Genomic DNA, 23,308 nt, shown 5'->3' on the forward strand with positions numbered 1-23,308 from the left:
CGACGAAAACCCCCGACCTGGGACACCCAGGCCGGGGGTTTTTCGTGCGCCCGGCCGCTGTCCCGGGTGCTGTACCGGGCGACCGGATCGCCGAGACCGGGGGTTGTGCCGAGACCGGGCGGTGTGCGGCCCTGTCTCGGCGAAGTGCCCGGTCTCGGCGGCGCGAACGGGATGCCGCGGCGACCCGGATGCTACGCGGTGAGGCGCGGGTAGTCGGTGTAGCCCTCGGCGGTCGGGCCGTAGAACGTGCGGGCGTCGGGCTCGTTCTCGGGGTGTCCGCCCTGCCAGCGCGCGACGAGGTCGGGGTTGGCGATAAGTGCGCGGCCGACGGCGACGGCATCCGCATGCTGCGAGTCGATGAGGCTCATGGCCTCATCGCGCGTGGCTCTGAGACACGCGGCGGCGACGATGTCCTGAAACCAGACACCCCTCGCGCACAGCATCGATGAGACGGCGCAGCGAAGGTGCTGGTGGATGCCGCCCCGGGGCTTCACGGCCTGCGGGTGAATACGGATGCGGCGAGTCCCTGAGTATCCAGTTCTGTCCGCTCGCGGGTCAGCCAAGGGGACAGTCAGGCTGAGCGGAGTAACTCACCGTCCGCAAAGTATCGCGCGTGAGTCTTCATCAGCGTCTCGATGGAGTCGCTGTTCAGCGACGCGATTTCCCAATCTGGGTCCACTCGCTCTGCTTCGAGCTCGAATCGAAGCAGCAACGCACGACGATGGCCGTCCTCGCCGGAGAACTCGTGGACGCGGTACCGCCCGCTAGGCCGGTGGTACTCGACGACGAATCCAGGCATCGTTCAACCCTTCTCACGCACGGTACGGAACTGATCGTGAATCGCCACGAGCTGGCGCTTCATCTCACCCTCGCTTCTGACGTAATCATTCCATGTTACGTCGAGGGTGTCGCGGAGCTCTTCAGCACTGCGGAATTGCCCTCTGCGCTCGAGGTCTTCAGCGATCAGACGTCCCCGGGCCATACGGTTGCGGGCTTCCTCCGCTTCGGAGATGGCATTCGTCGAAACATACTGCAGCGTCTCGACGATCGTGCGCTCCATCCCACCGTCTGGGAGTACGCCGTAACGTATATCGCGCCCGATTAAGTCAGCTGCTGCTTCATAGGCGTTCGCCCATGCCCCCTGCATGTGGGTTCGAACCTGCACTTCGACGCGCACCGGCAGTCTCAACCAGAGGTGTACCGCTCTGTAGCCACTGTGCGGTGTCGCGCGCAGGTCCTTGAGGCTGTTCTCATCATGACCGTAGAAGCCCAGGATCGTGCGCGCAACTGCGTCCTGCTCATCCAGCGACATCTCCGCTTCGAAACGTACGCCCGCGACATCCTGCACTGAAGGCAGAGGTGTCCCTTTGTCACGTTGCAGCTTGTCGCGCAGGGTGTCGATCGTTTTGGCCCGCGACGTGATTTCCCACTGGCGATCACCCAGGAGTGGTGTCCAATCGAGGGCGCTAATGTCCTTCTGAACCTGCGCGGCGACCTCGTTGTACCACAGCATGACCTCCGTGTAAGCCGGCAGGTTCGGCGGCGGCTCAGTTCGTTCCCGGAGATGTCGACTCAAGTTCTTGAGCTGGTTGGAGGACCAGGGACAGTCGAACATAGTCGAAACAGTAGCCAACAGTGGCGACATGGGTGGGTCTCGCGACCCGGATGCTACGCGGTGAGGCGCGGGTAGTCGGTGTAGCCCTCGGCGGTCGGGCCGTAGAACGTGCGGGCGTCGGGCTCGTTCTCGGGGTGTCCGCCCTGCCAGCGCGCGACGAGGTCGGGGTTGGCGATGAGTGCGCGGCCGACGGCGACGGCATCCGCGTGCTGCGAGTCGATGAGGCTCATGGCCTCATCGCGCGTGGTCACGCGGCCGAAGCCGGAGTTCGCGATGAACGGCGCTCCCATGCGGCGCCGGATCGTCTGCACGAGCTCTCCCTCGGGATCGGAGTGCAGCACGCTGAGGTAGGCGACGCCGAGCGGCGCGAGGGCATCGGCGAGAGCGGAGTACGTCGCGGCGACGTCGGCGGCATCCGTCTCGAGCGCTCCCTGGATGTTGTGCGCCGGCGACAGGCGCAGGCCGACGCGGGCGGCGCCGATCTCGTCCGCGACGGCGCGCACGACCTCGACGACGAAACGGATCCGGTTCTCGGGCGAACCGCCGTACTCGTCTTCTCGAGTGTTGGATGCCGGGGAGAGGAACTGGTGCAGGAGGTAGCCGTTCGCCCCGTGCAGCTCGATGCCGTCCATCCCCGCGTCGATGGCGTTGCGAGCCGCCGTGACGAACTCGTCGCGGATGACGGGCAACTCCTCGGTCGTGAGAGCGTGCGGAACAGGGAACGGCTGCTTGCCGTCGCGGAGCGTCCGCACCTCGGCGTCGATCGCGAGAGCGCTCGGCGCGACGACGCGACGGCCACCGTTGATACCCGGGTGCGTGACGCGGCCGCCGTTCATGACCTGCATCACGATGTGGCCGCCCGCCGCGTGCACGGCGTCGGCGACGCGACGCCATCCCGCGATCTGCTCCGCCGTGACGATGCCGGGCTGGCCGACGAACGCCTGCGATTCGAAGCTGGGGTACGTGCCCTCCGTGACGAGGAGCCCCGTGCTGGCGCGCTGCGCGTAGTACTCGACGAGCAGATCGTTGGGGATCCCCGATTCGCCCGCTCGCGTTCGTGTGAGCGGCGCCATCACCACCCTGTTCTTCAGCTCGATGTCGCCGAGGGAAACGGGGGAGAACAGGTCCATGCGGAGGAAGGCCTTTCGTGAGGGAACTGTGACGCCAACTCCCCCGCCCCGCGACCTATTCCGGTTCAGTACCCGTCGAGCGCAGGAAGCAGGGCATAGACGACCTCTTCCGCGTCGCGATCCAGACCGGGGGCGAAAACCGAGGCGCGCGACACCTCCGTGAAGCCGTTGCGCTCCAGCACCGCGATCGCGGCGCCGTTATGAGCAGCGACGCGAGCGAAGAGCGGGCGATCCGGTTCGTGCGACACGAGGATCCGCAGCGCCTCCGTCGCGATGCCGCGTCCCCGTGCGTGCCGCGTGAGCCACAGCGTGACCTCGCGATCCTCCTCGACGGGGAAGGCGACGGCGGTGCCGGCGAACCCGCCGTCCTCCGTCACGACCGTGAAGCGGACGCCGTCAGCCGCACGTTCGCGCTGAATCCATGCCTCGAACTCATCGCGCTGGTCGGGATGCTGCGCCGTGAACGCCGCGAGCTCGATCGCCTCGCGATCGCGCAACATCTCGAAGATCGCGTCGAGGTCGTCGTCGTCGAGTTCACGCAGTTCGATGTGTCCCACGAGCCCCACGCTACTCATGAAGAAACCCGAGATGAAGTCGCATGACGACACCCCTGGCGTGGAGGCGCCGGAGCGGTAGAGTAGGGGCGCCGCGCAGCGCGCGGCATATCCGGGGGGATCCGTCGACGCCCGGGCTTTGAGCTCCGCTCGGCCCGGGCGTCCGATGGGCCGGCGTGTTCGGGAAGTGAACGGTGCGGCGCGTCAGCCGAGAGCATCGACGACCGCCGCACGTCGCTGCGGATGCGTCTGCGTCGTGTCATTCCACACATGAGTCATGCGGTCGCGTCCGAAAGCGGTCCAGCCTGGATGGCCCGTCCTGGCGAACGCGACCCACGCGGCGTGCATGTCATGGGCGAGCGCCGTCGGCGCGTCGGGCCCACTCAGACGGAGGGCTTCCTCGTCATCGAGGTTGTCGAACGCGAAGGCGATCTCGAGGGCGTGGGCGGCACGGAGATCCCGGATGGGACTCGGCCAGGCGAACTCGTAGACGTACGTCGGTGCGCGTCGGGACCGCGCAAGACGCGTCGCGGGCGCGCGCAGGATCTTGTCGGTGAGGAGCTGACCGACGACTTCGCCGGGCGATGCCTCCGGGAGTGCCCGTCGCGCGGCTCGGGCCGCGCGTTCGGGGATCCGCAGGACACGGCGTGCGAGCCACGCCTTGACGGGACCGATCTCGGCGATCGCGGCGGGAGTGAGCCACAGACGGTACTCATCGGTGTTCGTCCCGATGAGGATCGGCACCTCGGCCTCGACGAGAGCAGCGTCCGGACTCGTGGGGAGCGACGCGGGGTCGATCGCGAGGGCGAAGCCCGGGCTGCCCCTGAGCGGCGAGGACCCGGCGGCGATCTCGGACCGCGCGCGGAGGAGCTCGTCCGGCGGGATGCGGGCGAACGCTTCGCGCGTCGCCGGGATGCCCAGCCGTTCGGCGATGGCATCGGATGCGCGACGCGCCTTCTTCTCCGTCGACGCTTCCAGCGGACCCGATTGGATGATCGCACCCGCGACGAGAGCGCGCGACGCGGGTCGGGCGACGAGCGCTGCGACCAGCGCGCCACCCGCGGACTCACCCATGAGCGTGATGCGCGAGGGGTCTCCGCCGAATGCGGCGATCTCGCGGTACACCCACTCGAGCGCGAAGGCGACATCGAGGAGGCCGAGATTCCTGGGCGCGCCGTCGAGCACGCTGAAGCCCTCGACGCCGAGCCGGTAGTTGGCGGAGACGAAGACGACGCCGTCGCGGGCGAAGGTCGTGCCGTCGTATCCCGACTGAGCGGATGTGCCGCGCTCGAGGGCTCCGCCGTGGAGCCAGAGGATGACCGGCGCAGGCCGGGCCGCGGCATCCGTCGGCGACCACACGTTGACCGTCAGCACGTCGTCGCCCTCGATCACGGGACACGTGAGAAGCTCACCGAGCTCTCCGCGGTACGGCGACTGCGGTGCCGTCGGGCCGAAGTCGAGCGCCGGACGCACGCCTTCCCACGCGTCCACCCGTTCGGGAGCGGCGAAGCGACGCGGCCCGACGGGCGGTGCGGCGAACGGGATGCCCCGGAAGCGATCGATCCCGCCGGCACGGATGCCGCGGAGCATCCCCGTGGTGATGTCGACCTGCACGCTCTCGGACGTGTCGGCGATGGGAGCGGAGGGACGGGCCATGTCTCATTGTCGCCCGATTGAGGCATTCGAGAGCCGTGTCGGCAAAGCAACGTTTGTGTCACCATTCCGTGATCTCCCTCGATGCCCGTCCACGGCTTTGGCTAGCGTGATAGGCGACTCGCGTACGTGGCGCGGGCACCGCAAGGAACGGCATTTCATGAGCACGCAGGGCACTGTCAAGTGGTTCAACTCGGAGAAGGGCTTCGGCTTCATCGCCCCCGACGAAGGTGGCGCTGACGTCTTCGCGCACTACTCCGCGATCCAGGCGGGCGGCTACCGCTCGCTCGAGGAGAACCAGCGCGTCGAGTTCGAGATCGCGCAGGGGCCGAAGGGCCTCCAGGCGGAGAACATCCGCCCCGTCTGATCAGCGAGCGTGGTGCGGCTGCGGTCGCACCACGCTGTGCCTGTCAGTCGCGGTCTCCCCGGACCAACTCCAGTCCCGCGCCTGCGAACTGTCGCAGCGTCGCGTCGGGCAGGAACGCGCGCGTGAGACCGGCACCGATGCGGGTGAGATCGCTCTCGTCGCGGAACAAGAGGTACATCGTCTCGTAGCGCGGGTGGAACTTCTCCTTGAAGCGGTGGAGCGACCGGAAGCCGTACACGGGCTCGAGGATCTCGGCCATCCGATCGGACAAGGCGGCGATGGCGCCGCCGTCCTCGGGATAGTCGTGGGTCAGTGGCGCACCCGAGAGAGACATGATCTCAGCGCCCTCTTCGGAGAACTGCTTCGCGGACGACCCGATGAGGAACTCCATCACGGGTCCGAATCCGCCTTCGCGGCGACGCATGAGGTCGAGCGTCCAGCCGCGAACCTCGCCGTCGCCTCCGTAGACGGGGAGCCACGACAGGAACCCGTCGATGTCGCCCTGCGGAGAGATCGCGAGGGCGATGCGCACTTCGGGGTCCTGCGCTTCCGTGAGGGTTCCCAGGGTGAAGCCCATCTCGGGCAGACCCTTGTCTCCGACCCACATCTCCGAGATCGCGCGCAGCTGCTGCTGGATGCCCCAGGGCTCATCCTTCAGTCGCGTGAGCCGGAACGTCATCTCCTCGCGCCCCGCGCGATTGAGCGACGTGCGGACGGCACCCCACGCTTTTCCCGTGAACGCGAGGCCGGGTAGGTCGACGATCGTGTCGTCGGCGACGATGATGCTCCGCCATCCCTCCGGCACCGCGGCCTTCGTGGCATCCCCTGCGCTGAAGAAGCAGGGTACGAGACCCGCCGTCTCGGCGGCGGTGATGAACTCGCGGACGCTCTCGGCACGGGATGCCGCGGGCCCGAGCGGATCCGCGAGGGCGAGGGCCACGCCCGCCCGGCGCTGGTAGGCGACGATCCCCTGGCTCGTGCGGGCGTAACTGTTGCCGTCCCACGTCGTCATCCACGACAGGGTGCCGCCGCCGTCGCTTCGGATGAGGGCCTTCACGTCGTCGAGCGTCGGCGGAGGCGGTGATCCGATCGCCGAGCGTCGTCGTGATCGGAAAGCACCACGCACCCGCACGAGGTAGATGAGGAGCAAGGACCACAGCACGCCACTCGCGAGGACGAGCTCCGACTCGACATCGATGACCCCTTCGATCTGCGCTTGCGTCGCGATGATGAGGATGACGAGGACGAGTGCACCGGTGAGGATGTTGAGGCCTGCGAGCACGATGCTGAGGATCCATGCCCAGCGGCGCCCGAGAAGCAGGTGTCGAGCGAGGACGGCGATGATCAGCACGTCGATCGCGACGTCGACGATGCTGCCGGCGGTCGGCTCGGTGTCTCCGAACGGACCCGTCGTGGGGACGATGGCCGTGATGATCTCGGTGACGCCGAGAGCGGCGATCGCGACGAAGGCCACGAGGCGCTGCTCCCGGACCGTCTGACGCTCGAGTCGCAGCGATCGGTCGATGAAGAGGACGAGCAGGACTGCGTAGACGTGCTCGAGATCGGCGAGGGCTCCCCAGAAGAGCATCGCGATGAAGACAAAGGCGAGGAGGACCAGCCACGCGCGGACCCGCCACGGTGCGACGAAGAGGCCGACCGCCGCGGCGATGCAGGCCATCGTTCCGCCCGATGCTCCCACGTCGAGTGCAGCGGCCTGCGTCTGCGCCCATCCCCACGACGAGACGAACGACAGCACCCACAGCGTGAGCGCCGACGCGAAGATCGCGAACAGCTGGCCGATCCAGAAATAGAGGAGTGCGACGCGCGTGCCGCGGCGGAACTCGAGATACGCCATCCCCGCGAAGCTCGCGATCGTGAAGACGTAGACGAAGGGTTCGGCGACGAAGAACGTCCCCGTGATGACGGTCCACCACCGGCCCTCGCTGAGTGCGGGGAGACCGTACGCGACGACCTCGAACGCGGGCGAGTCCCGGAAGGGCATCCACAACCCGGCCCAGACGACGCCCACGATCAGAACGAGGACGACGAGGATCAGCGTCGCGGGGATCCTCCGCACGACTCCCGCGAAGAGGTGAGGGGCGCGGGTGCGATGCTCGGCCATGCGTTCACGATAGCGAGCGCCGCCCGAATCACGTTCCCGGCATGCGGTCGTGATGCGCGAGCGCCTCCGCGTCCTCGGCATCCCGACGGGCCCGCCGCGCGGCGTCGAGGGCGGCGACAGGGTCGCCCTCCTGTCGCGCACGGGCGAGCTCCTCCTGCGCCGAGAGAAGTCGTGCGCGCGCATCGGCGCCGACGCGGGCATGCGCGAGGGCCGTCTCGGCGCGGGCGAGCGCTCCGCGCGCTGCCGCGAGCGTTCCGGGGAGCGCCGTGCGCGCACCACGCAAGCGCTGCTGGGCGGTCAGGGCGTCGCCGAGGGCGAAGTCGAGGCGGTCGCGAAGGCGCGCGATGGCATCGACCGTACGAGTCGGGCGGGCCGCGGCATCCGCTTCCAGGTTCGTGAGCGCCCGGTCGATCTCGCGCAGCTCGGTCCCCAGCCGCGTCGCGGCGTCGGCGTCCAGCTGCACACGCGTCGTCAGGGCGGAACGCACGGCGGCGCGTGCCGCCTCGAACTCCGCGGGCACGGCGAGAGCGGCCTGGGTCACGAGGCGATGGGCTTCTTCCAGCGTGCGCGCGTCGCCCTCGGCCTGCCGGAGGGATCGTTCGGCATCCGCAAGATCCCCGAGAGCGGATCGCGACGGGTCTTTCGCGTGCGCCTCGGCGCGGGAGAGAAGTCGATCCGCTTCGTCGAGCTCGTTCGCCGCCGACCGCGCGGCTCGAGCCGCGGCATCCCATTCCTCGTGTGCGAACCGCGACGAGAGCTCGGCCACGAGCGCGTCGGAGTCGCCCATCGATGCACGCACACGCGCGAGCCGTTCGCGCGCCGCAGCGACCTGCGTCGCCGCCGAGACGTTCTCGCGCACCCAGGCGTCGTGCTCGGCGCGCGCCTTCGCGATGAGCGCGAGCGCGTCTTCCGAGCGCTTCGTGATGCGCTGCGCGTTCCGACGGACGTCGTCGGGCACGGCATCCGTCTCGTCCAGGGTGCGGTACTCGCCGAACGAGGCGTCGCGCACGCGCTGCGCCGTGAGCCGGGCGCGGCGGAGCGACGTGGGTGCCCCTCCGCCGTACAGCGCGCCGGACAGTCCGATTTCGAGATCGAGCTCTGCCACCGCGTCGTCGAGCCGGACGAGGCTCGCCCCGGCGTTCTCACGAGCCGTGGTCGCCGCCGCACGGGCCTTCGGCGAGCGGCGCGCGCGACGGAGGGCCCACAGTCCCGCGAGCGCGAGGAGCGCGGCGATTCCGAAGACGATCGCCGCCGGCACGACCCAGTCGAGGATCGCGGCTCGGTCGTCAGGCATCGGGGTCTTCCACCAGCAGCAGCGCCTCGAGCTCGGCGGCCGTACTCACCGCCGCCGCGGCACCGTCGGCCTCGTGCGGCCAGCTGAAGCCCCAGCGCACGAAGATCACCGGCACGCCGTGGACGGCGCCGCCGTCGATGTCGTGGTGGCGGTCACCGATGAGGACCGGTCTGCTCGTGTCGACTCCCGCCGCCTCGAGGCGACGGAGCGCTTCACCGACGATCTCTGCCTTCGACGCGAGCGTCCGCTCGTCGGGCGTCGCACCCACGAGGGTGATGAAGTCGTCGGTCAGTCCGAAGTGCTTCATCAGCTCGACGACCTGTACTTCGGGCTTCGACGATGCGGTCGCCTGCGGGATGCCGGCTGCCGCGACCTTCGAGATGATGTCTGCCACCCCGGGGAAGAGCTTGGCGCCCGTCGTGAAGCCCTCCTGCTTGCCGAGCGCGCGGTAGAACGCGACGGCGTCGGCGGACTCTTCGGGCGACATGCCGACATTCGCCTGGAACGAGTCGAACTGCGGCGGTCCGATCCAGTGCGCGAGCTCGCTGCGCACGGGCGCCTTCTTGCCGAAGTGCTCGAGTGTGACCGTCAGCCGGTGAAGGATGCCGTCGGACGCATCCACGATGGTGCCGTCGACGTCCCACAGAATGCAGGTCCATGCAGAGCGGTGGGGCATGACACAAGCCTATGCGGCGGCGGGAGCCGAGCCCTGCGTCAGAACAGTCGCGGCGCGCCCGACTCGACGCCCTTCATGCCGTCGTAGTCGAGCGTCACACAGCGGATTCCGCGATCGGTCGCCAAGACACGCGCCTGCGGCTTGATCTCCTGCGCGGCGAAGACGCCGGTCACGGGCGCGAGATGCGGGTCGCGCGAAAGCAGCTGAAGATAGCGCGTGAGCTGCTCGACGCCGTCGATGTCGCCGCGGCGTTTCACCTCCACGGCGATCGTCCCGCCGGCGGGGTCGCGCAGCAGGAGGTCGACGGGTCCGATCGCGGTCGGGAACTCCCGGCGGACGAGCGTGAGTCCGTCGCCGATGACGTCGACCTGCTCGGCAAGGAGGCGCTGCAGGTCGGCCTCGACGCCATCCTTCTGCAGTCCCGGATCGACGCCGAGCTCGTGCTGCGAGTCGTGGAGGATCTCGTAGATCCGCACGAGGAGCGCATCGCCCGTCTTCGCGTGGGTGACGCGCCAGTGCGCGATGACGCCGGCTGACGCGGACTCGTCGTCGGGAGCCTCGACCTCGAGACGGCACGGGGGGCTCATCCAGTTGAGGGGTTTGTACGACCCGCCGTCGGAGTGGACGAGCAGCGACCCGTCGCCCTTGTGCACGAGCAGTCGCGTGGCGAGGGGGAGATGCGCGTTGAGTCGACCCGTGTAGTCGACGGAGCAGCGGGCGATGACGAGTCTCACCGGTCGAGCCTAACGTCGAGCCGAGCGGCTCTCGCTCAGTGCTCGCCCGGGTGCCCCGCGCCGACCTTCGAGCCGGCGATCGGCTTGGCGGCGCCCGAGGCGAGGCCCGAGAGGGCGATGAGCACGACGAGGATCCAGAGCGTCGGCAGCAGTCCGACCTGGTGGCTGACCCAGCCGAGGACAGGAGGCCCGCAGAGGAACGCGATGTAGCCGATCGTGGCGGCAGCGCTGACGGATGCCGCGGCGCGGGCCGGGTCGTCGGCGGCCGCCGACATGCCGAGCGGGAATCCGAGCGACGCGCCGATTCCCCAGAACGCGACACCGACGAGAGCGAGCGGGAGGTTCGGAGCAAGGATGAAGAGCACGAGGCCGCCGCTCGCGGCGATCGCGAGGACGCGGAGGGTCCAGACGCGGCCGAAGCGATCGACGATCGGGCCTCCGATCGCTCGCACGACGGTCATCGCGATCGAGAACACGGTCAGCGCGATCGCTCCCTGCGCCTCCGTGCCGTCGTGACCGTCGACGACGGCGAGGGGGAGCCAGTCATTGGCGCCGCCCTCGGCGAACGCCATGCCGAGCATGATGACGCCGATGAAGTAGATGCGAGGTTCGCGCCAGACGCGAAGCGCCTCGATGAACTTCTCGCGCCGGGTGATGGCGGAGTCGCCGGGCTGGGGATCGTCGACCGTCTCGCGGTTCGGCACGGAACGCACGGCGACCGCTCCGAGGATGATGACGATCACTCCGATCGACCAGAGGTGAGGGCCCACGCCGATCTGCCACGCCGCCATCGCGACACCGATCCCCGCGCCGGCAACAGTCCCGAGGCTGAAGAGCGCGTGGAAGAGCGGCATCATCGTCTTGCCGATCGCCTGCTCGTTCGCGGCGCCCTCGACGTTCATCATGATGTCGGTGATCGCCAGGCCCATCCCCATGAGCGCCAGACCGACCGCCGTGAGTGCGTAGGACGGGACCGCGTCGGCACCGAAACCGACGATCCCGATCCCGATCCCGAAGGTCGCCAGGCTCATGAGCATGCCGATGCGTGCTCCCCAGCGAACGAGGATGAGATTCGCCAGCGAGAGGCCTATGACCGAGGCCGCGCCCGAGATGAAGAGCAGGATGCCGAGCTGGAAGTCGTTGATGTCGAGGTTGACCTTCACGGCGGGGATGCGCGAAGCCCAGCTCGCGAAGCCGATGCCGGTCGCGAGGAAGATGGCGAAGATCGCGTTGCGCCACCGCACGATCTGGCTCCGGGTGAGGGTCTCCTGCATGATGCACAGCGTATCGAATCGATTCGACACGGGCAAACGGCCTGGGTTACGATCATCACGTCATGAGCACGCGCCGGGCGACCATCTCCGACGTCGCGCGCGAGGCCGGAGTCTCGCCGTCGACGGCGTCCGTCGTTTTCAGCGGCAAGACGCCCGTCTCTGATGCCACGCGTGAGCGTGTGCGCGCCGCCGCGGCATCCCTCGGGTACACCGGTCCCGATCCGCGCGCCGCGTCGCTTCGCACGGGCCGATCGGGGATCGTCGGTGTGGTCTTCGAAGAGCATCTGGGACGAGCGTTCCTCGATCCCGTCAAGACACTCATGATGGACGGGCTCGCCGATGCGGTCGCGCCGCTCGGCGCGGGACTGCTCCTTCTGCGCGACGACGCCGCGATCGACGGCGCCCCCACCCTGACCACCGCGCCCATCGACGCCGCCGTCCTCATCGGTTGCAGCGGACTGCTGCGCGAATCGCTCGATGCCGTGAGGTCGCGCGGCATCCCCGTCGTCGTCATCGAGGGCGATGCCGGTCCTGACATCCCGCGCATCGGGCTCGACAACCGTGAGGCGCAGCGGCAGGCGGCCCGTCACCTGCGGGCGCTCGGGCACACCGATGTCACGATCGTGACCCTCCCGGTGCGCAGCGGGTGGAAGCGCGGGTGGATTCCCGATCGGGCCGTGATCGGCGTCGACGTCACGAGGGATCGACTGGCGGGTGCACGAGACGTCTTCCCGGATGCCGCAGCCTTCGCCGCAGAGGCGAGCTCGATCGACGAGGGGCTGGCGGCGGGCAGGGTGCTGTTCGCGGATCCGGCACGGCGCCCGACGGCTGTCATCGCGCAGAGCGATCTGCTCGCAGCGGGCGTCCTCCGGGCAGCGCAGGAGGCAGGGCTCCGCATCCCCGACGACGTCAGCATCACGGGTTTCGACGGCATCGTCGTCGACGGGCTCGCCCCGTACACGCTCACGACGCTCGTGCAGCCCGCGACCGAGAAGGGCCGCGCCGCGGGCGCCGCCGTCGCCGCGATGCTCGAGGGACAGGACGCGGCATCCCTCCAGTTCACGTCCACGTTCCGTGAGGGCGATACGACCGGAGCGCCGCCTTCGCCCCGGTAGACTCATAGCTCACACCCTGATCGCCCGAGCCGCCTGCGTGAGCACACGGCCGACGACCTAGAGGAGGCCGCTCATGCTGGTCCTCCTCGCCGCGTTCGGAATCGTCCCGATCCTGCTCCCGTGGCTCGCCCACAGGATCGGGCCGCGCGTCTTCACGGTCGCTGCGATCCTCCCGGCCATCGCTTTCGTTCACGCCGCGATCCAGACGCCGCTCGTTCTGGCGGCGAACATTCCGTTCGAGGCATTCAACTGGATCGCGCCCCTCGGCATCGAACTGTCGATGCGCATGGACACGCTGTCGTGGCTCATGACGCTCATCGTCACGGGTGTCGGCGCGCTCGTCATGCTCTACTGCCGCTGGTACTTCGCGGGTAAGACGGAAGGCCTCGCGCAGTTCTCGGCCGTCCTCCTCGCCTTCGCCGGTGCGATGTACGGACTCGTCCTCACCGACGACCTGGTCGTCCTCGTGATGTTCTGGGAACTCACGAGCGTCCTCTCATATCTGCTCATCGGCTACTACAACAAGCGCGCTGCCAGCCGTCGTGCGGCTCTCCAGGCTCTCCTCGTGACGACGCTCGGCGGACTCGTCATGCTCATCGGCGTCGTACTGCTCGTCGTCGACACGGGCACCTCGAGCATCTCCCTGATGCTCGCTGAAGCACCGACGGGTCCCGTCGTGGATGCCGCACTCGTCCTCCTGCTCGTCGGCGCGCTCAGCAAGTCGGCGATCTTCCCCTTCCACTTCTGGCTGCCTGGCGCCATGGCCGCCCCCACGCCCGTCAGCGCCTACCTCCACGCCGCCGCGATGGTGAAGGCCGGCATCTATCTCATCGCGCGTTTCGCCCCGATCTTCGCGCTCGCTCCCACGTGGCGTCCGATCGTGATCGGGCTCGGCGTCTTCACGATGCTGCTCGGCGGACTCCAGGCCCTCCGCGAGACCGACCTCAAGCGCATCCTCGCGTTCGGCACGGTCAGTCAGCTCGGCATGCTCACGGTCGTTCTGGGATACGGCACGCGGGATGCCGCGCTCGCCGGCCTCGCGCTCCTCCTCAGCCACGCTCTCTTCAAGTCGGCGCTCTTCCTCGTCGTCGGCATCATCGACCGACAGCTGTCGACGCGCGACATCCGTGAACTCAGCGGAGTGGGACGGCAGGCCCCGACGATCGCCGTCCTCTCGACGGTCGCGATCGCGTCGATGATCGGCATCATCCCCACGATCGGGTGGGTGGCGAAGGAAGGCACTCTCGCGGCGCTCTTGCATGACGCCGAGGGCGGCGCGGCGTGGGGGATCGTCGCGCTGATCGGCATCGCCCTCGGCTCGGTCCTCACCGCCGCCTACGGCATCCGCTTCATCTGGGGCGCGTTCTGGACGAAGCGCGACGCCGACGGAGCGCCGGTCGCCGCGACCGAGTGGCCTGATCCGCCCCTCGGATTCATCCTGGCCCCCGCGCTCCTCGCCGCCCTCTCGCTTGCGGCCGGGTTCGCAGCGCCCTGGCTCGACACGGCCTTCGCGACCTATGCGGACACCGCGCCGGTGGCGAGCCCCGGCGTCCCCGCCCCCGAGTATCCGGGCTACCTCTCGCTCTGGCACGGCTTCGAACCCGCCCTCTTCATCTCCCTCGGCTCGATCGCCCTGGGTGTGCTGGTCTTCTGGCTCACCCGCACGCGGGCGCCGCGCCGGCTGGCATCCTTCACGGCATCCGATGTCTACAATGCGACGCTCCGTGCCGTCGCGCGCCTGGCCGTCGTGACCACGAGCCTCACGCAGCGAGGATCGCTCCCGGTCTATGTCGGAACGATCTTCGTGGTGTTCGTCACGGCGGAGGCGACAGCCCTCATCATGGGCGGGCACTGGGTCGTCGACATCGCCGGATGGCACACCCCGATGCAGCTCGTCGTCGCACCCATCATGATCGCCGCGGGGATCGTGGCGGTGCGCGCGCGCAAGCGCTACACGGGGGTCGTCCTGGTGTCGGTCACCGGTCTCGGGATGGTCTTGCTCTTCGCCACGAGCGGCGCGCCCGACCTGGCCGTGACGCAAGTGCTCATCGAGACCGTCACCCTCGTGGCGTTCGCTCTGGTTCTTCGTCGGATTCCTTCCCGCATGGGCGAGCACAACGCCTCGGTCGCCCCCGTCGCCCGCGCCGTGCTCGGCGCCGCCGTCGGTGTGACGATGGCCTTCGTCGCCCTTGTCGCGACGGGCGCACGCGTCGCCGAGCCCATCTCGGAACGCTTCCCCGAGCTCGCCTACGAGATCGGGCACGGCAAGAACGTCGTCAACGTCGCGCTCGTCGACATCCGCGGCTGGGACACGATGGGCGAGCTCTCGGTGCTCATCCTCGCCGCGACGGGCGTCGCCTCGCTCGTCTTCGTCACGCACCGCGCCGACACGCTGTCGAGGTTCAACGCGTTGCCCACGGGCGCGACCCGCAACCGGCGCGTGCTGGTGGAGACCTCCGACGGCCTGCGGCAGCGGGACGACGCGACGGGCAGCGGCCGGACCGCGTGGCTCGTCGGCGGTCAGCGCGTTCGACCCGAGAACCGATCGATCGTCCTCGAAGTCGTCGTGCGGATCCTGTTCCACTCGATCATCGTCGTGTCGCTCTACCTGCTCTTCGCCGGCCACAACCTTCCGGGTGGCGGGTTCGCCGGCGGACTCGTGGCGGGAATGGCGCTCGTCATGCGCTACATCGCGGGAGGCCGCTACGAACTCGGCGCCGCGGCGCCCACGGATGCCGGACGCCTCCTCGGAGTCGGCATGTCCATCGCCGTCGCCTGCGCGATCGTGCCCCTCTTCTTCGGCGCCGCTCCGCTGACGAGCGACTTCATCGAAGGTGAGCTCCCCATCCTCGGCCACGTCGAGTTCGTCTCTTCCACTCTCTTCGACATCGGCGTCTACCTCGTCGTCATCGGACTCGTCCTCGATGTTCTCCGAAGCCTGGGCGCCGAAGTCGACCGCCAGGCGCAAGAGCTCCGCACGCGGGGGGTGAGCACGCGATGAACGTGTCGCTCGTCCTGATCATCATCATGGCCGTGCTCTTCGCGTGCGGCGTCTACGCGATGCTCGAGCGCAGCCTCACTCGCGTCCTCATCGGATTCCTGCTCCTCGGCAACGCCGCAAACCTCCTCCTGCTGATCGTCATGGGCCGGCCCGGCATCGCCCCCTTCTACGGGGCCGGCGAGTCCGAGGACATGTCCGATCCGCTGCCGCAAGCGCTCACGCTCACCGCCATCGTCATCACGTTCGCCGTGTCGGCGTTCCTCCTCGCCCTGATCTACCGGTCCTGGCAGCTCGGGCAGGCCGACACTGTCGAGGACGACGAGGCGGATGCCGCGGTCCGGGCCCGGTCGACCGCGTCGGAAGACGTCATGGACGACGAGACCGAGATCGAAGACGAAGACGACGACGTCACGACCGACTTCGTCGGCCTCGCGACCGCGCCGATCACCGTGCTCGGCAGCCGCGATCTCTCGTCGCTCCGCGACGACGCACCCGTCGACCGCCCGCGATCCTCCGAGGACCGGCCGAAAGCGGGTGAGGACTCATGAGCGCGCTCGTTCCGCTCCTCGTCACCCTCCCGCTCCTCGGCGCCGCCATCGCGCTCATCGCCGGTCGTCATCGCCGCACGCAGGTCGCCGTGTCGATCACGACGCTGACCGTCGTGTTCATCATCGCCGCGGTCCTGCTGTGGGCGGTGGACGGGAGCAACGAGGCGCTCGCCGTCTCGGTCGGCGGCTGGCCGATCCCGTTCGGCATCATCCTCTACGTCGACCGGCTCGCGGCGCTCCTCGTGCTGGTCTCGAGCCTCGTGCTTCTCGCGGTTCTTCTGTTCTCGGTGGGGCAGGGCGCCGCGGACGGCGACGACGACACACCGGTCTCGATCTTCCACCCGACCTACCTCATCCTCGCGGCCGGCATCTTCAATGCGTTCATCGCGGGTGATCTGTTCAATCTGTACGTCGGGTTCGAGATCCTCCTCGTCGCGTCGTACGTCCTCATCACCCTCGGATCGACGGAGTCGCGGATCCGCGCGGGCGTCATCTACATCGTCGTGTCGCTCGTGTCATCGATCCTGTTCCTCGCGGCGATCGCGATGATCTACGGCGCCCTCGGCACGGTCAACATCGTGCAGATCTCGCAGCGCATGGACGAGCTGCCGCAGGAGACCCAGCTCGTCCTGCACCTGATGCTGCTTCTCGCTTTCGCGATCAAGGCCGCTGTCTTCCCGCTGTCCTTCTGGCTCCCCGACTCCTATCCGACTGCTCCTGCCCCCGTCACGGCCGTCTTCGCCGGTTTGCTGACCAAGGTCGGCGTCTACGCGATGATCCGCACCGAGACGGAGATGTTCCTCGACAACGACGTGAACTTCCTCCTGCTCATCGTCGCGGTCGCAACGATGATCGTGGGGGTGCTCGGCGCGCTCGCGCAGGCCGAGCTGAAACGCATCCTGTCCTTCACGCTGGTGAGCCATATCGGCTACATGGTCTTCGGGCTCGCGATAGCGACACCCGCCGCGATCGGCGCGACCATCTACTACATGGTCCACCACATCGTCGTGCAGACGACCCTGTTCCTCGCGGTCGGACTCATCGAGCGACGAGCCGGGAGCACGTCGATCCTCCGGGTCAAGGGACTCATGCGCGCGGCACCCGTGATCGCGATCCTGTACTTCATTCCGGCGATCAATCTCGGCGGCCTGCCACCCTTCTCCGGGTTCATCGGCAAGTACGCGCTGTTCGACGCCGCCGCCGAAGTGGGCACGCCCATCATGATGGTCCTCATCGTCGCGGGTGTCGTCACATCGCTCCTGACGCTCTACGCCCTCATGCGCGCGTGGAACCTCGCTTTCTGGCGAGAGGAGGACGACTCGGCCGAGACCGAGGCGCGCATCTCGTACCTCGGCGACGCGCCGGCTGCCGCGGTGGAGACCGAGCGTCGTGTCATCCCGAAGATCATGACGGCGGCGACCGCAGGGATGGTGGGCGTCACGGTGGCCCTCACGGTGTTCGCCGGACCGCTCTACGAGGTGTGTGAGCGAATCGGTGCGGCGCTCCTCGAACCCGTGACTCTCGTCCAGCTGCAGGGGGAGGTCGAGCCGTGAGCCCCGACTCCCGCCCCGCGACGTTCTTCGCTCAGCTGTGGCGCCAGCTTCCGTTCTTCCTCTGGCTCGTGGCGTTGTGGATGCTGCTGTGGGGGCAGTTCACGTGGCTCGCATTCCTCACGGGTGTCGGCATCGCGATCTTCGTGACGCGTGTCTACCGTCTCCCGCCCGTCGATCTCTCGGGCCGCGTGAACCTCTGGTGGGGGACGGTCTTCATCGTCAGCTTCATCCTCGCCCTCGTGCGCGGTTCGCTCCTCGTCGCGTGGCAGGTGATCGACCCGCGGTCGCGGCCCGTCAATTCGATCATCGCCGTGCAGTTGCGCACCGATGACGACCTCATCATGACGCACACCGCCGTGACGGCCTCGCTCATCCCGGGGTCCCTCCTGATCGAGGCCGATCGGGCGCGCCGCATCATCTACCTCCACGTGATCGGCGCATCGACGGCGGAGGAAGTGGAGGCGCAGCGCAAAGCGGTGCTCGGCTGGGAAGCCAGGATCGTCCGGGCTGTCGGCTCGAAGGCGCAGCTCGAGATCATCAGGCGCGCCACAGTGGATACGCCGCGGCAGGGGGGCGCGCCGGTATGAGCTTCCTTCTGATCGTCATCTACACCGTCTTCGCCGTGGCCGCGCTGCTGACGATGTGGCGGATCTTCGTCGGGCCCTCGATCCTCGACCGGGTCGTGGCATCCGATGTCCTGCTGACGCTCGTGCTCTGCGTCCTGGGTGCGGAGATGGCGATCAACCAGCACACGCGTTCCTTGCCGGCCATGCTCGTCATCGCCGCGATCGGCGTTTTCGGCTCCATCTCGATCGCCCGTTTCGTGGCGAGACGGGACAACAACGAACAATGAACCTTCTCGCTCTCACGGTCCTGATGACGGATGCCGGCTGGACGGAGCCCGATGTCGACTCCTGGATCGATCTCGTCGCCGGAATCCTGATCCTGATCGGCGCGCTGTTGTGCTTGACGGCGGCGATCGGTCTGCTGCGCTTCACCGATGTGCCGACCCGCTTGCACGCCGCGACGAAGCCTCAGGTTCTCGGACTCATCCTGATCTGCCTCGCCGTCGCACTGTCGTTGCGGACGTGGCCCGTCGTCGCCTTCCTCGTCCCCGTCGTGCTGATCCAACTCGCGACGGCGCCGCTCTCCGCCCACATGATCGGGCGCCAGGCCTACCGCAACGGCACGATCGCGGAGCGCTCGCTCTACGTCGACGAGCTCGCCGACTCCCAGCGCACCCCACCCGCCGCCGGCGGATGACCCCTCGCTCCGGCGCCCCGCGCGGGGCCGATCCCCGGTGTGCCGGGCACCTCGGGTGGGGTCGGTCCCCTGTGTGCCGGGCGCCTCGGGTGGGGTCCCCTGTGTGCCGAGCGTCGGGTGGGGGGCGACCTCGGCGGACGGGGGGGCGAACGCGCGCGGGGTGACTGCGGCGGGGTCAGCCGGCGGGGGTGAGAGTGAGAGTGTGGGTGGCCGCGTCAGTCACGGCGTCGGGTGAGAAAGCCCACGGGGTGAGGTTGACGGCCTGCCAGTCCGCGGTCTGGTCGACGTAGTTGGGATGGAACGTGTGCCCGCTCGCACCGGTCAGATGGTTCCAGCGTGACGCGTCGAAGTCGGCGAGGTCCACGACCATCCGCATGGACGGCACCGTCACGGTCGCGAGATCGCCGCCGATGTCCCACCCGGTCGCATTGACGACGGACGAACCGCCGCCCACCGGATACGGACCACGGTTGAAGAGCATCTCGATCGGAGCGATCCCCGACGACCCGAAGGTGTCGCTGCGCAGCGGCAGGGCGTGCAGCGAGCCCCAGTTCCAGCGCGCGAGATTGTCGCCCTGCATCGCGGCGAGACGGTCGTAGGCCTCCGACGCCGTCCGCTCGAGCATCGCATCGCGACCCGAGACGTCGAGCCCGCCGTTGGACCACCACGGCGACGACGCCTCCTGCAGCAGCTCGTCGACGAGGAGGAAGAGGCGTCCCTGATCCGTCGTGGGAGCCGGATCCTCGCGCCCCCGCACGAACAGATTCTGCACGAGCTCGTCCCACAGCACGTTCGCGTAGGCCGCGGCAGGCGAGCCCGCATCGTTCTGCGCGTCCCAGGATCGCAGCAGCTCCAGCGCGGCATCCGGACCCTGACGGCCCGTGTGGATGTCGACGAAGGATGCCGCGAGTCGCCGCCCCATGTGGAACTCGTTGTCGGCCTGGATGTCCCGCATGTCGTCGATCGTGAGCGGACCTCGCGCCGCCTTCCGCTCGATCAGGTCGACGATCCGCGCGGCCCTCCACCCGTAGTCCCAATCGCGGGTCAGGAAATACGGATAGTCGGGGCCGACGACGGCGTTGTTGGCCGTGACGATGTAGCCCTCGGGGGGATTGAGCACGACGGGCAGTTCTTCGAAGGGGATGAAGCCCTGCCAGTCGTACGCGGAGTCCCATCCGGGCTGGGGCAGCCACCCGTCTCCCGCGCCGCGGATCGGGAGCTTGCCCGGCGTCTGGTAGCCGATGTTCCCGTCCACGTCGGCGTAGACGAGGTTCTGCGCCGGAACATCGAAGAGCGACGCGGCATACCGGAAGTCATCGAAGTCTTGCGCGACGTTGAGGGCGAAGACCGCCGACGCCGTCGTGCCGGGGGAGAGGGCCGTCCACTTGAGGCTCACGGCGTACTCGCCCGCCGGGGCGTCTCCCGTGCCGGGCGGCGGGTCGTCGGCGATCGCGGTGTAGTCGTCGGCGAGGCCTGACACGATCGGTCCGTTCGACGTCTCGCGGACGACGAGTTCGACATCGTCGCCGCCCGCCACGACGAGGCTCTCGGTCCGCTCCTCGAGGGGCTGGAGCTCGCCGTCCCGCCAGTACGCGTCGCCCTCGATCTTCTCGACGTAGAGATCTGCGACATCGGTCGTGAGGTTCGTGAAACCCCACGCGATGCGGTCATTGTGGCCGATGATGACGCCGGGGACTCCCGAGAACCCGAAGCCCGCGACATCGAAGGCGCAGTCGCTCGTCACCGCGCGACACCTCAGGCCGATCTGGTGCCAGACGCTCGGCAGCGCAGCACCCAGGTGCGGATCGTTGGCGAGCAGCGGCATCCCGGTCTCTGTCAGGTCGCCCGAGACGACCCAGGAGTTGGAACCGATTCCCTCACCGGCACCGCCGAGCAGCGCGCTCGCCGCCTCCACGACCCCGTCGACCTCCGTCCACTCGATCGATGCGGGCACGGCCTCGGCGTCGCCGGGATCCTCCGTCGCCGTGCCCAGGTCGGGGACGTCGGAGATCGTCGGCACGATGACGGGATTGGTGTCGAAAGGGTACTCCGGGTACAGCGCCCCGAGCTCGTCCGCGCCGAGGTCCGTTGCGAGGAGGGCGCGCTGCGTCTCTTCCTCGAGGTTCGAGCGGAGGTCCCATGCCATGGCCTTGAGCCACGCGACCGAGTCGGCAGGCGACCACGGCTCGATCTCGTAGTCACCGTTCTGCAGGCCGAGCACGGCGTACTCGAACGACGCGTCGGCACCGGTGTTCTCGGCGAGGTAGGCGTTCACCCCATCGGCGTAGGCGTCGTAGTAGGCCCGGGTCGTCGCGTCGAGGGCCGCCACCTCCTCCTCGGCGATCTCACGCCAGCCGAGTGTGCGCAGGAAGGCGTCCGTACCGAGCTGCGATTCGCCGAAGATCTCGGAAAGCCTCCCGCTCGTGACGTGTCGTCGGAAGTCCATCTCCCAGAATCGATCCTGCGCGTGGACGTAGCCCTGGGCGAAGAACAGGTCGTCAGTGGTGTCGGCTGTGATGACGGGGATGCCGAGCTCGTCGCGTTCGACCGTGACGTCCGACGCGAGCCCATCCACGGCGATCGATCCCTCGAGCTGGGGGAAGGATCGCTGGATCGTGTACACGACGAAGCCGGCCGCGATGAGCGCGACGACGACGAACCCGACGAAGACGCTGTATGCCGTGAGGCCGATGATGCGACCGCGAGAGCGCGCGCGGACCGGAGGCTCGGGTGAGGCGTCGGATTCCTTCGTCATCGAAGGCCTTTCAGAGCGGAAGCACGCAGAACCCAGTGCCATGCACAGTGATCCGCGGTGTCGCTGTTCGGGTCAGCGCCACCGTGTGATCGTAACCCCTGAAGGTGCCTCAGTCGGTGCCGAGATCGAACGCGGATGCCTCGTTCGCGGCATCCGTCGCGTCGGCAAGCTCTTCGCGCTCGACGTCGAAGGGGGCAGCGTGGCCCGTGATCTCGCCCGACTCGCCCGCGTGCACGCGTCCGACGAGCTCGCCCGTCGCACCGCCGAGGAGACCCATCCCCGCGTACTGCTCGAGCCGCGCCCGCGAGTCGGCGATGTCGAGGTTGCGCATCGTGAGCTGACCGATGCGGTCGGTGGGACCGAACGCGGCATCCCCGACCCGTTCCATCGAGAGCTTCTCGGGCGAGTAGGACATGCCCGTCGCCGAGGTGTCGACGATCGTCCAGTCGTCGCCGCGCCGCAGCCGCAACGTGACGGTTCCCGTGATCGTCGACCCGACCCACTTCTGAATCGACTCGCGCAGCATGAGCGACTGCGGCTCGAGCCAGCGCCCCTCGTACATGAGCCTTCCGAGTCGGCGGCCCTGCTCGTGATACGTCGCGAGGGTGTCTTCGTTGAGGATGCTGTTGACCAGACGCTCGTAGGCGATGAACAGCAGCGCCATTCCCGGCGCCTCGTAGATGCCGCGGGACTTCGCCTCGATGATGCGGTTCTCGATCTGGTCGCTCATGCCGAGCCCGTGCCGACCACCGATGCGGTTCGCCTCGAAGACGAGGGCCACGGGGTCGGTGAACTCGACGCCGTTCAGCGCGACGGGGCGTCCTCGATCGAACGTGACCGTGACGTCCTCCGTCGCGATCTCGACCGACGGGTCCCAGTACTTGACGCCCATGATCGGTTCGACGGTCTCGAGGGAGACGTCGAGGTGCTCGAGCGTCTTGGCCTCGTGCGTCGCGCCCCAGATGTTGGCATCCGTCGAATACGCCTTCTCGACGGAGTCGCGGTAGGGGAAACCGTGCGCGACGAGCCACTCGCTCATCTCGGTGCGACCGCCGAGTTCGGTCACGAAGTCGGCGTCGAGCCAGGGCTTGTAGATGCGCAGCGCCGGGTTCGCGAGCAGGCCGTAGCGGTAGAACCGCTCGATGTCGTTGCCCTTGTAGGTCGATCCGTCGCCCCAGATGTCGACGCCGTCTTCCTTCATGGCGCGAACGAGGAGCGTTCCGGTCACGGCGCGGCCCAGAGGTGTGGTGTTGAAGTACGTCTTGCCGCCCGAGCGGATGTGGAACGCGCCGCACGCGAGGGCGACGAACCCTTCCTCGACGAGGGCGGTCTTGCAGTCGACGAGGCGTGCGACCTCGGCGCCGTACTCGAGGGCGCGGCCGGGGATCGCTTCGATGTCGTCTTCGTCGGGCTGTCCGAGGTCACCCGTATAGGTGCAGGGAACGGCGCCCTTGTCGCGCATCCACGCGACGGCGACGGAGGTGTCCAGTCCTCCCGAGAAGGCGATGCCGATGCGCTCGCCGACGGGCAGGGACTGAAGGACCTTGGACATGCCCTCGATTCTAGTGACCCGCCCCGACCCCGCCGTTCCGGGGCGCCGGTGCCCCGCGGCGTGCCGTCGTGCCCCCCGCGACATCCGCGGCATCCGCCGCAT

At 68.5% G+C, this 23,308-nt stretch carries 21 protein-coding genes; 8 read left to right on the forward strand and 13 right to left on the reverse strand.

Annotated features, from left to right (window positions below; genetic code table 11):
• Window positions 1-191: 191 nt before the first annotated feature.
• The 6 genes from FBY39_RS16775 to FBY39_RS04225 all read right to left on the reverse strand — a co-directional run bounded on the left by FBY39_RS16775 (window position 192) and on the right by FBY39_RS04225 (window position 4,955).
• Complete coding sequence (locus FBY39_RS16775) at window positions 192-368, reverse strand: hypothetical protein (protein WP_396652249.1); 177 nt, start codon at window positions 366-368, stop codon at window positions 192-194.
• Between the two features lie 203 nt (window positions 369-571).
• The gene (locus tag FBY39_RS04205) at window positions 572-799 is read right to left on the reverse strand and encodes a hypothetical protein (RefSeq protein WP_141930448.1); all 228 of its coding nucleotides are present in this window, start codon (window positions 797-799) and stop codon (window positions 572-574) included.
• Between the two features lie 3 nt (window positions 800-802).
• A complete protein-coding gene (locus FBY39_RS04210; RefSeq protein ID WP_160132925.1) occupies window positions 803-1,513 on the reverse strand; it encodes a RelA/SpoT domain-containing protein in 711 nt (236 codons plus the stop codon).
• Between the two features lie 155 nt (window positions 1,514-1,668).
• Window positions 1,669-2,745: an alkene reductase gene (locus FBY39_RS04215; protein ID WP_141930452.1), complete on the reverse strand. Its 1,077-nt coding sequence runs from the start codon at window positions 2,743-2,745 to the stop codon at window positions 1,669-1,671.
• 65 nt (window positions 2,746-2,810) lie between these two features.
• Window positions 2,811-3,320, reverse strand: coding sequence for a GNAT family N-acetyltransferase (locus tag FBY39_RS04220; protein ID WP_260837433.1), 510 nt, complete (start codon window positions 3,318-3,320; stop codon window positions 2,811-2,813).
• A gap of 183 nt (window positions 3,321-3,503) precedes the next feature.
• On the reverse strand, window positions 3,504-4,955 hold the full coding sequence (locus tag FBY39_RS04225; protein WP_141930454.1) for a carboxylesterase/lipase family protein: 1,452 nt from the start codon (window positions 4,953-4,955) through the stop codon (window positions 3,504-3,506).
• 157 nt (window positions 4,956-5,112) lie between these two features.
• On the opposite strand from FBY39_RS04225, the gene FBY39_RS04230 reads away from it, so the two are divergent.
• Window positions 5,113-5,319: a cold-shock protein gene (locus FBY39_RS04230; RefSeq protein WP_141930456.1), complete on the forward strand. Its 207-nt coding sequence runs from the start codon at window positions 5,113-5,115 to the stop codon at window positions 5,317-5,319.
• Between the two features lie 43 nt (window positions 5,320-5,362).
• On the opposite strand, the gene FBY39_RS04235 is transcribed toward FBY39_RS04230, so the two are convergent.
• Genes FBY39_RS04235 through FBY39_RS04255 form a run of 5 tightly spaced genes read right to left on the reverse strand, consistent with a single transcriptional unit; the run spans window position 5,363 to window position 11,419 of the window.
• Window positions 5,363-7,441: a bifunctional lysylphosphatidylglycerol flippase/synthetase MprF gene (locus tag FBY39_RS04235; RefSeq protein ID WP_141930458.1), complete on the reverse strand. Its 2,079-nt coding sequence runs from the start codon at window positions 7,439-7,441 to the stop codon at window positions 5,363-5,365.
• 28 nt (window positions 7,442-7,469) lie between these two features.
• Entirely contained in the window at window positions 7,470-8,735 is a 1,266-nt protein-coding gene (locus FBY39_RS04240) for a hypothetical protein (RefSeq protein ID WP_141930460.1), read from the reverse strand.
• Window positions 8,728-9,411, reverse strand: coding sequence for an HAD hydrolase-like protein (locus FBY39_RS04245; RefSeq protein ID WP_141930462.1), 684 nt, complete (start codon window positions 9,409-9,411; stop codon window positions 8,728-8,730). Before FBY39_RS04245 ends, FBY39_RS04240 begins: the two co-directional genes overlap by 8 nt.
• 38 nt (window positions 9,412-9,449) lie before the next feature.
• Window positions 9,450-10,145, reverse strand: a complete 696-nt coding sequence (gene nucS / locus FBY39_RS04250) for an endonuclease NucS (protein WP_141930464.1) — start codon at window positions 10,143-10,145, stop codon at window positions 9,450-9,452.
• A gap of 35 nt (window positions 10,146-10,180) precedes the next feature.
• Window positions 10,181-11,419 (reverse strand): MFS transporter, encoded by a 1,239-nt coding sequence (locus FBY39_RS04255; protein WP_141930466.1) that lies wholly within the window; start codon window positions 11,417-11,419, stop codon window positions 10,181-10,183.
• A gap of 62 nt (window positions 11,420-11,481) precedes the next feature.
• Here FBY39_RS04255 and FBY39_RS04260 point away from each other — a divergent pair, with 62 nt between their 5' ends.
• The 7 genes from FBY39_RS04260 to mnhG all read left to right on the forward strand — a co-directional run bounded on the left by FBY39_RS04260 (window position 11,482) and on the right by mnhG (window position 18,899).
• Window positions 11,482-12,534, forward strand: a complete 1,053-nt coding sequence (locus tag FBY39_RS04260; RefSeq protein ID WP_141930468.1) for a LacI family DNA-binding transcriptional regulator — start codon at window positions 11,482-11,484, stop codon at window positions 12,532-12,534.
• Window positions 12,535-12,607: 73 nt separating this feature from the next.
• Window positions 12,608-15,535 (forward strand): Na+/H+ antiporter subunit A, encoded by a 2,928-nt coding sequence (locus FBY39_RS04265; RefSeq protein ID WP_141930470.1) that lies wholly within the window; start codon window positions 12,608-12,610, stop codon window positions 15,533-15,535.
• Complete coding sequence (locus FBY39_RS04270; RefSeq protein WP_141930472.1) at window positions 15,532-16,083, forward strand: Na(+)/H(+) antiporter subunit C; 552 nt, start codon at window positions 15,532-15,534, stop codon at window positions 16,081-16,083. Before FBY39_RS04265 ends, FBY39_RS04270 begins: the two co-directional genes overlap by 4 nt.
• Window positions 16,080-17,636 carry a Na+/H+ antiporter subunit D gene (locus tag FBY39_RS04275; protein WP_141930474.1) on the forward strand — a complete coding sequence of 519 codons (1,557 nt, stop codon included), beginning with the start codon at window positions 16,080-16,082 and terminating at the stop codon, window positions 17,634-17,636. Before FBY39_RS04270 ends, FBY39_RS04275 begins: the two co-directional genes overlap by 4 nt.
• A complete protein-coding gene (locus FBY39_RS04280) occupies window positions 17,633-18,223 on the forward strand; it encodes a Na+/H+ antiporter subunit E (RefSeq protein WP_260837434.1) in 591 nt (196 codons plus the stop codon). The genes FBY39_RS04275 and FBY39_RS04280 overlap by 4 nt, the downstream gene beginning before the upstream one ends.
• Window positions 18,220-18,489, forward strand: a complete 270-nt coding sequence (locus FBY39_RS04285) for a monovalent cation/H+ antiporter complex subunit F (protein WP_141930476.1) — start codon at window positions 18,220-18,222, stop codon at window positions 18,487-18,489. Before FBY39_RS04280 ends, FBY39_RS04285 begins: the two co-directional genes overlap by 4 nt.
• 23 nt (window positions 18,490-18,512) lie before the next feature.
• The gene (mnhG, locus tag FBY39_RS04290; RefSeq protein ID WP_141933884.1) at window positions 18,513-18,899 is read left to right on the forward strand and encodes a monovalent cation/H(+) antiporter subunit G; all 387 of its coding nucleotides are present in this window, start codon (window positions 18,513-18,515) and stop codon (window positions 18,897-18,899) included.
• Window positions 18,900-19,074: 175 nt separating this feature from the next.
• On the opposite strand, the gene FBY39_RS04295 is transcribed toward mnhG, so the two are convergent.
• Together FBY39_RS04295 and argG are read right to left on the reverse strand one after the other, a co-directional pair.
• Complete coding sequence (locus tag FBY39_RS04295) at window positions 19,075-21,654, reverse strand: penicillin acylase family protein (RefSeq protein ID WP_141930477.1); 2,580 nt, start codon at window positions 21,652-21,654, stop codon at window positions 19,075-19,077.
• A gap of 109 nt (window positions 21,655-21,763) precedes the next feature.
• Window positions 21,764-23,206 carry an argininosuccinate synthase gene (argG, locus tag FBY39_RS04300; RefSeq protein ID WP_141930479.1) on the reverse strand — a complete coding sequence of 481 codons (1,443 nt, stop codon included), beginning with the start codon at window positions 23,204-23,206 and terminating at the stop codon, window positions 21,764-21,766.
• Between the last annotated feature and the right edge of the window lie 102 nt (window positions 23,207-23,308).

The organism is Microbacterium sp. SLBN-146, from assembly GCF_006715145.1.
GTDB lineage: Bacteria > Actinomycetota > Actinomycetes > Actinomycetales > Microbacteriaceae > Microbacterium.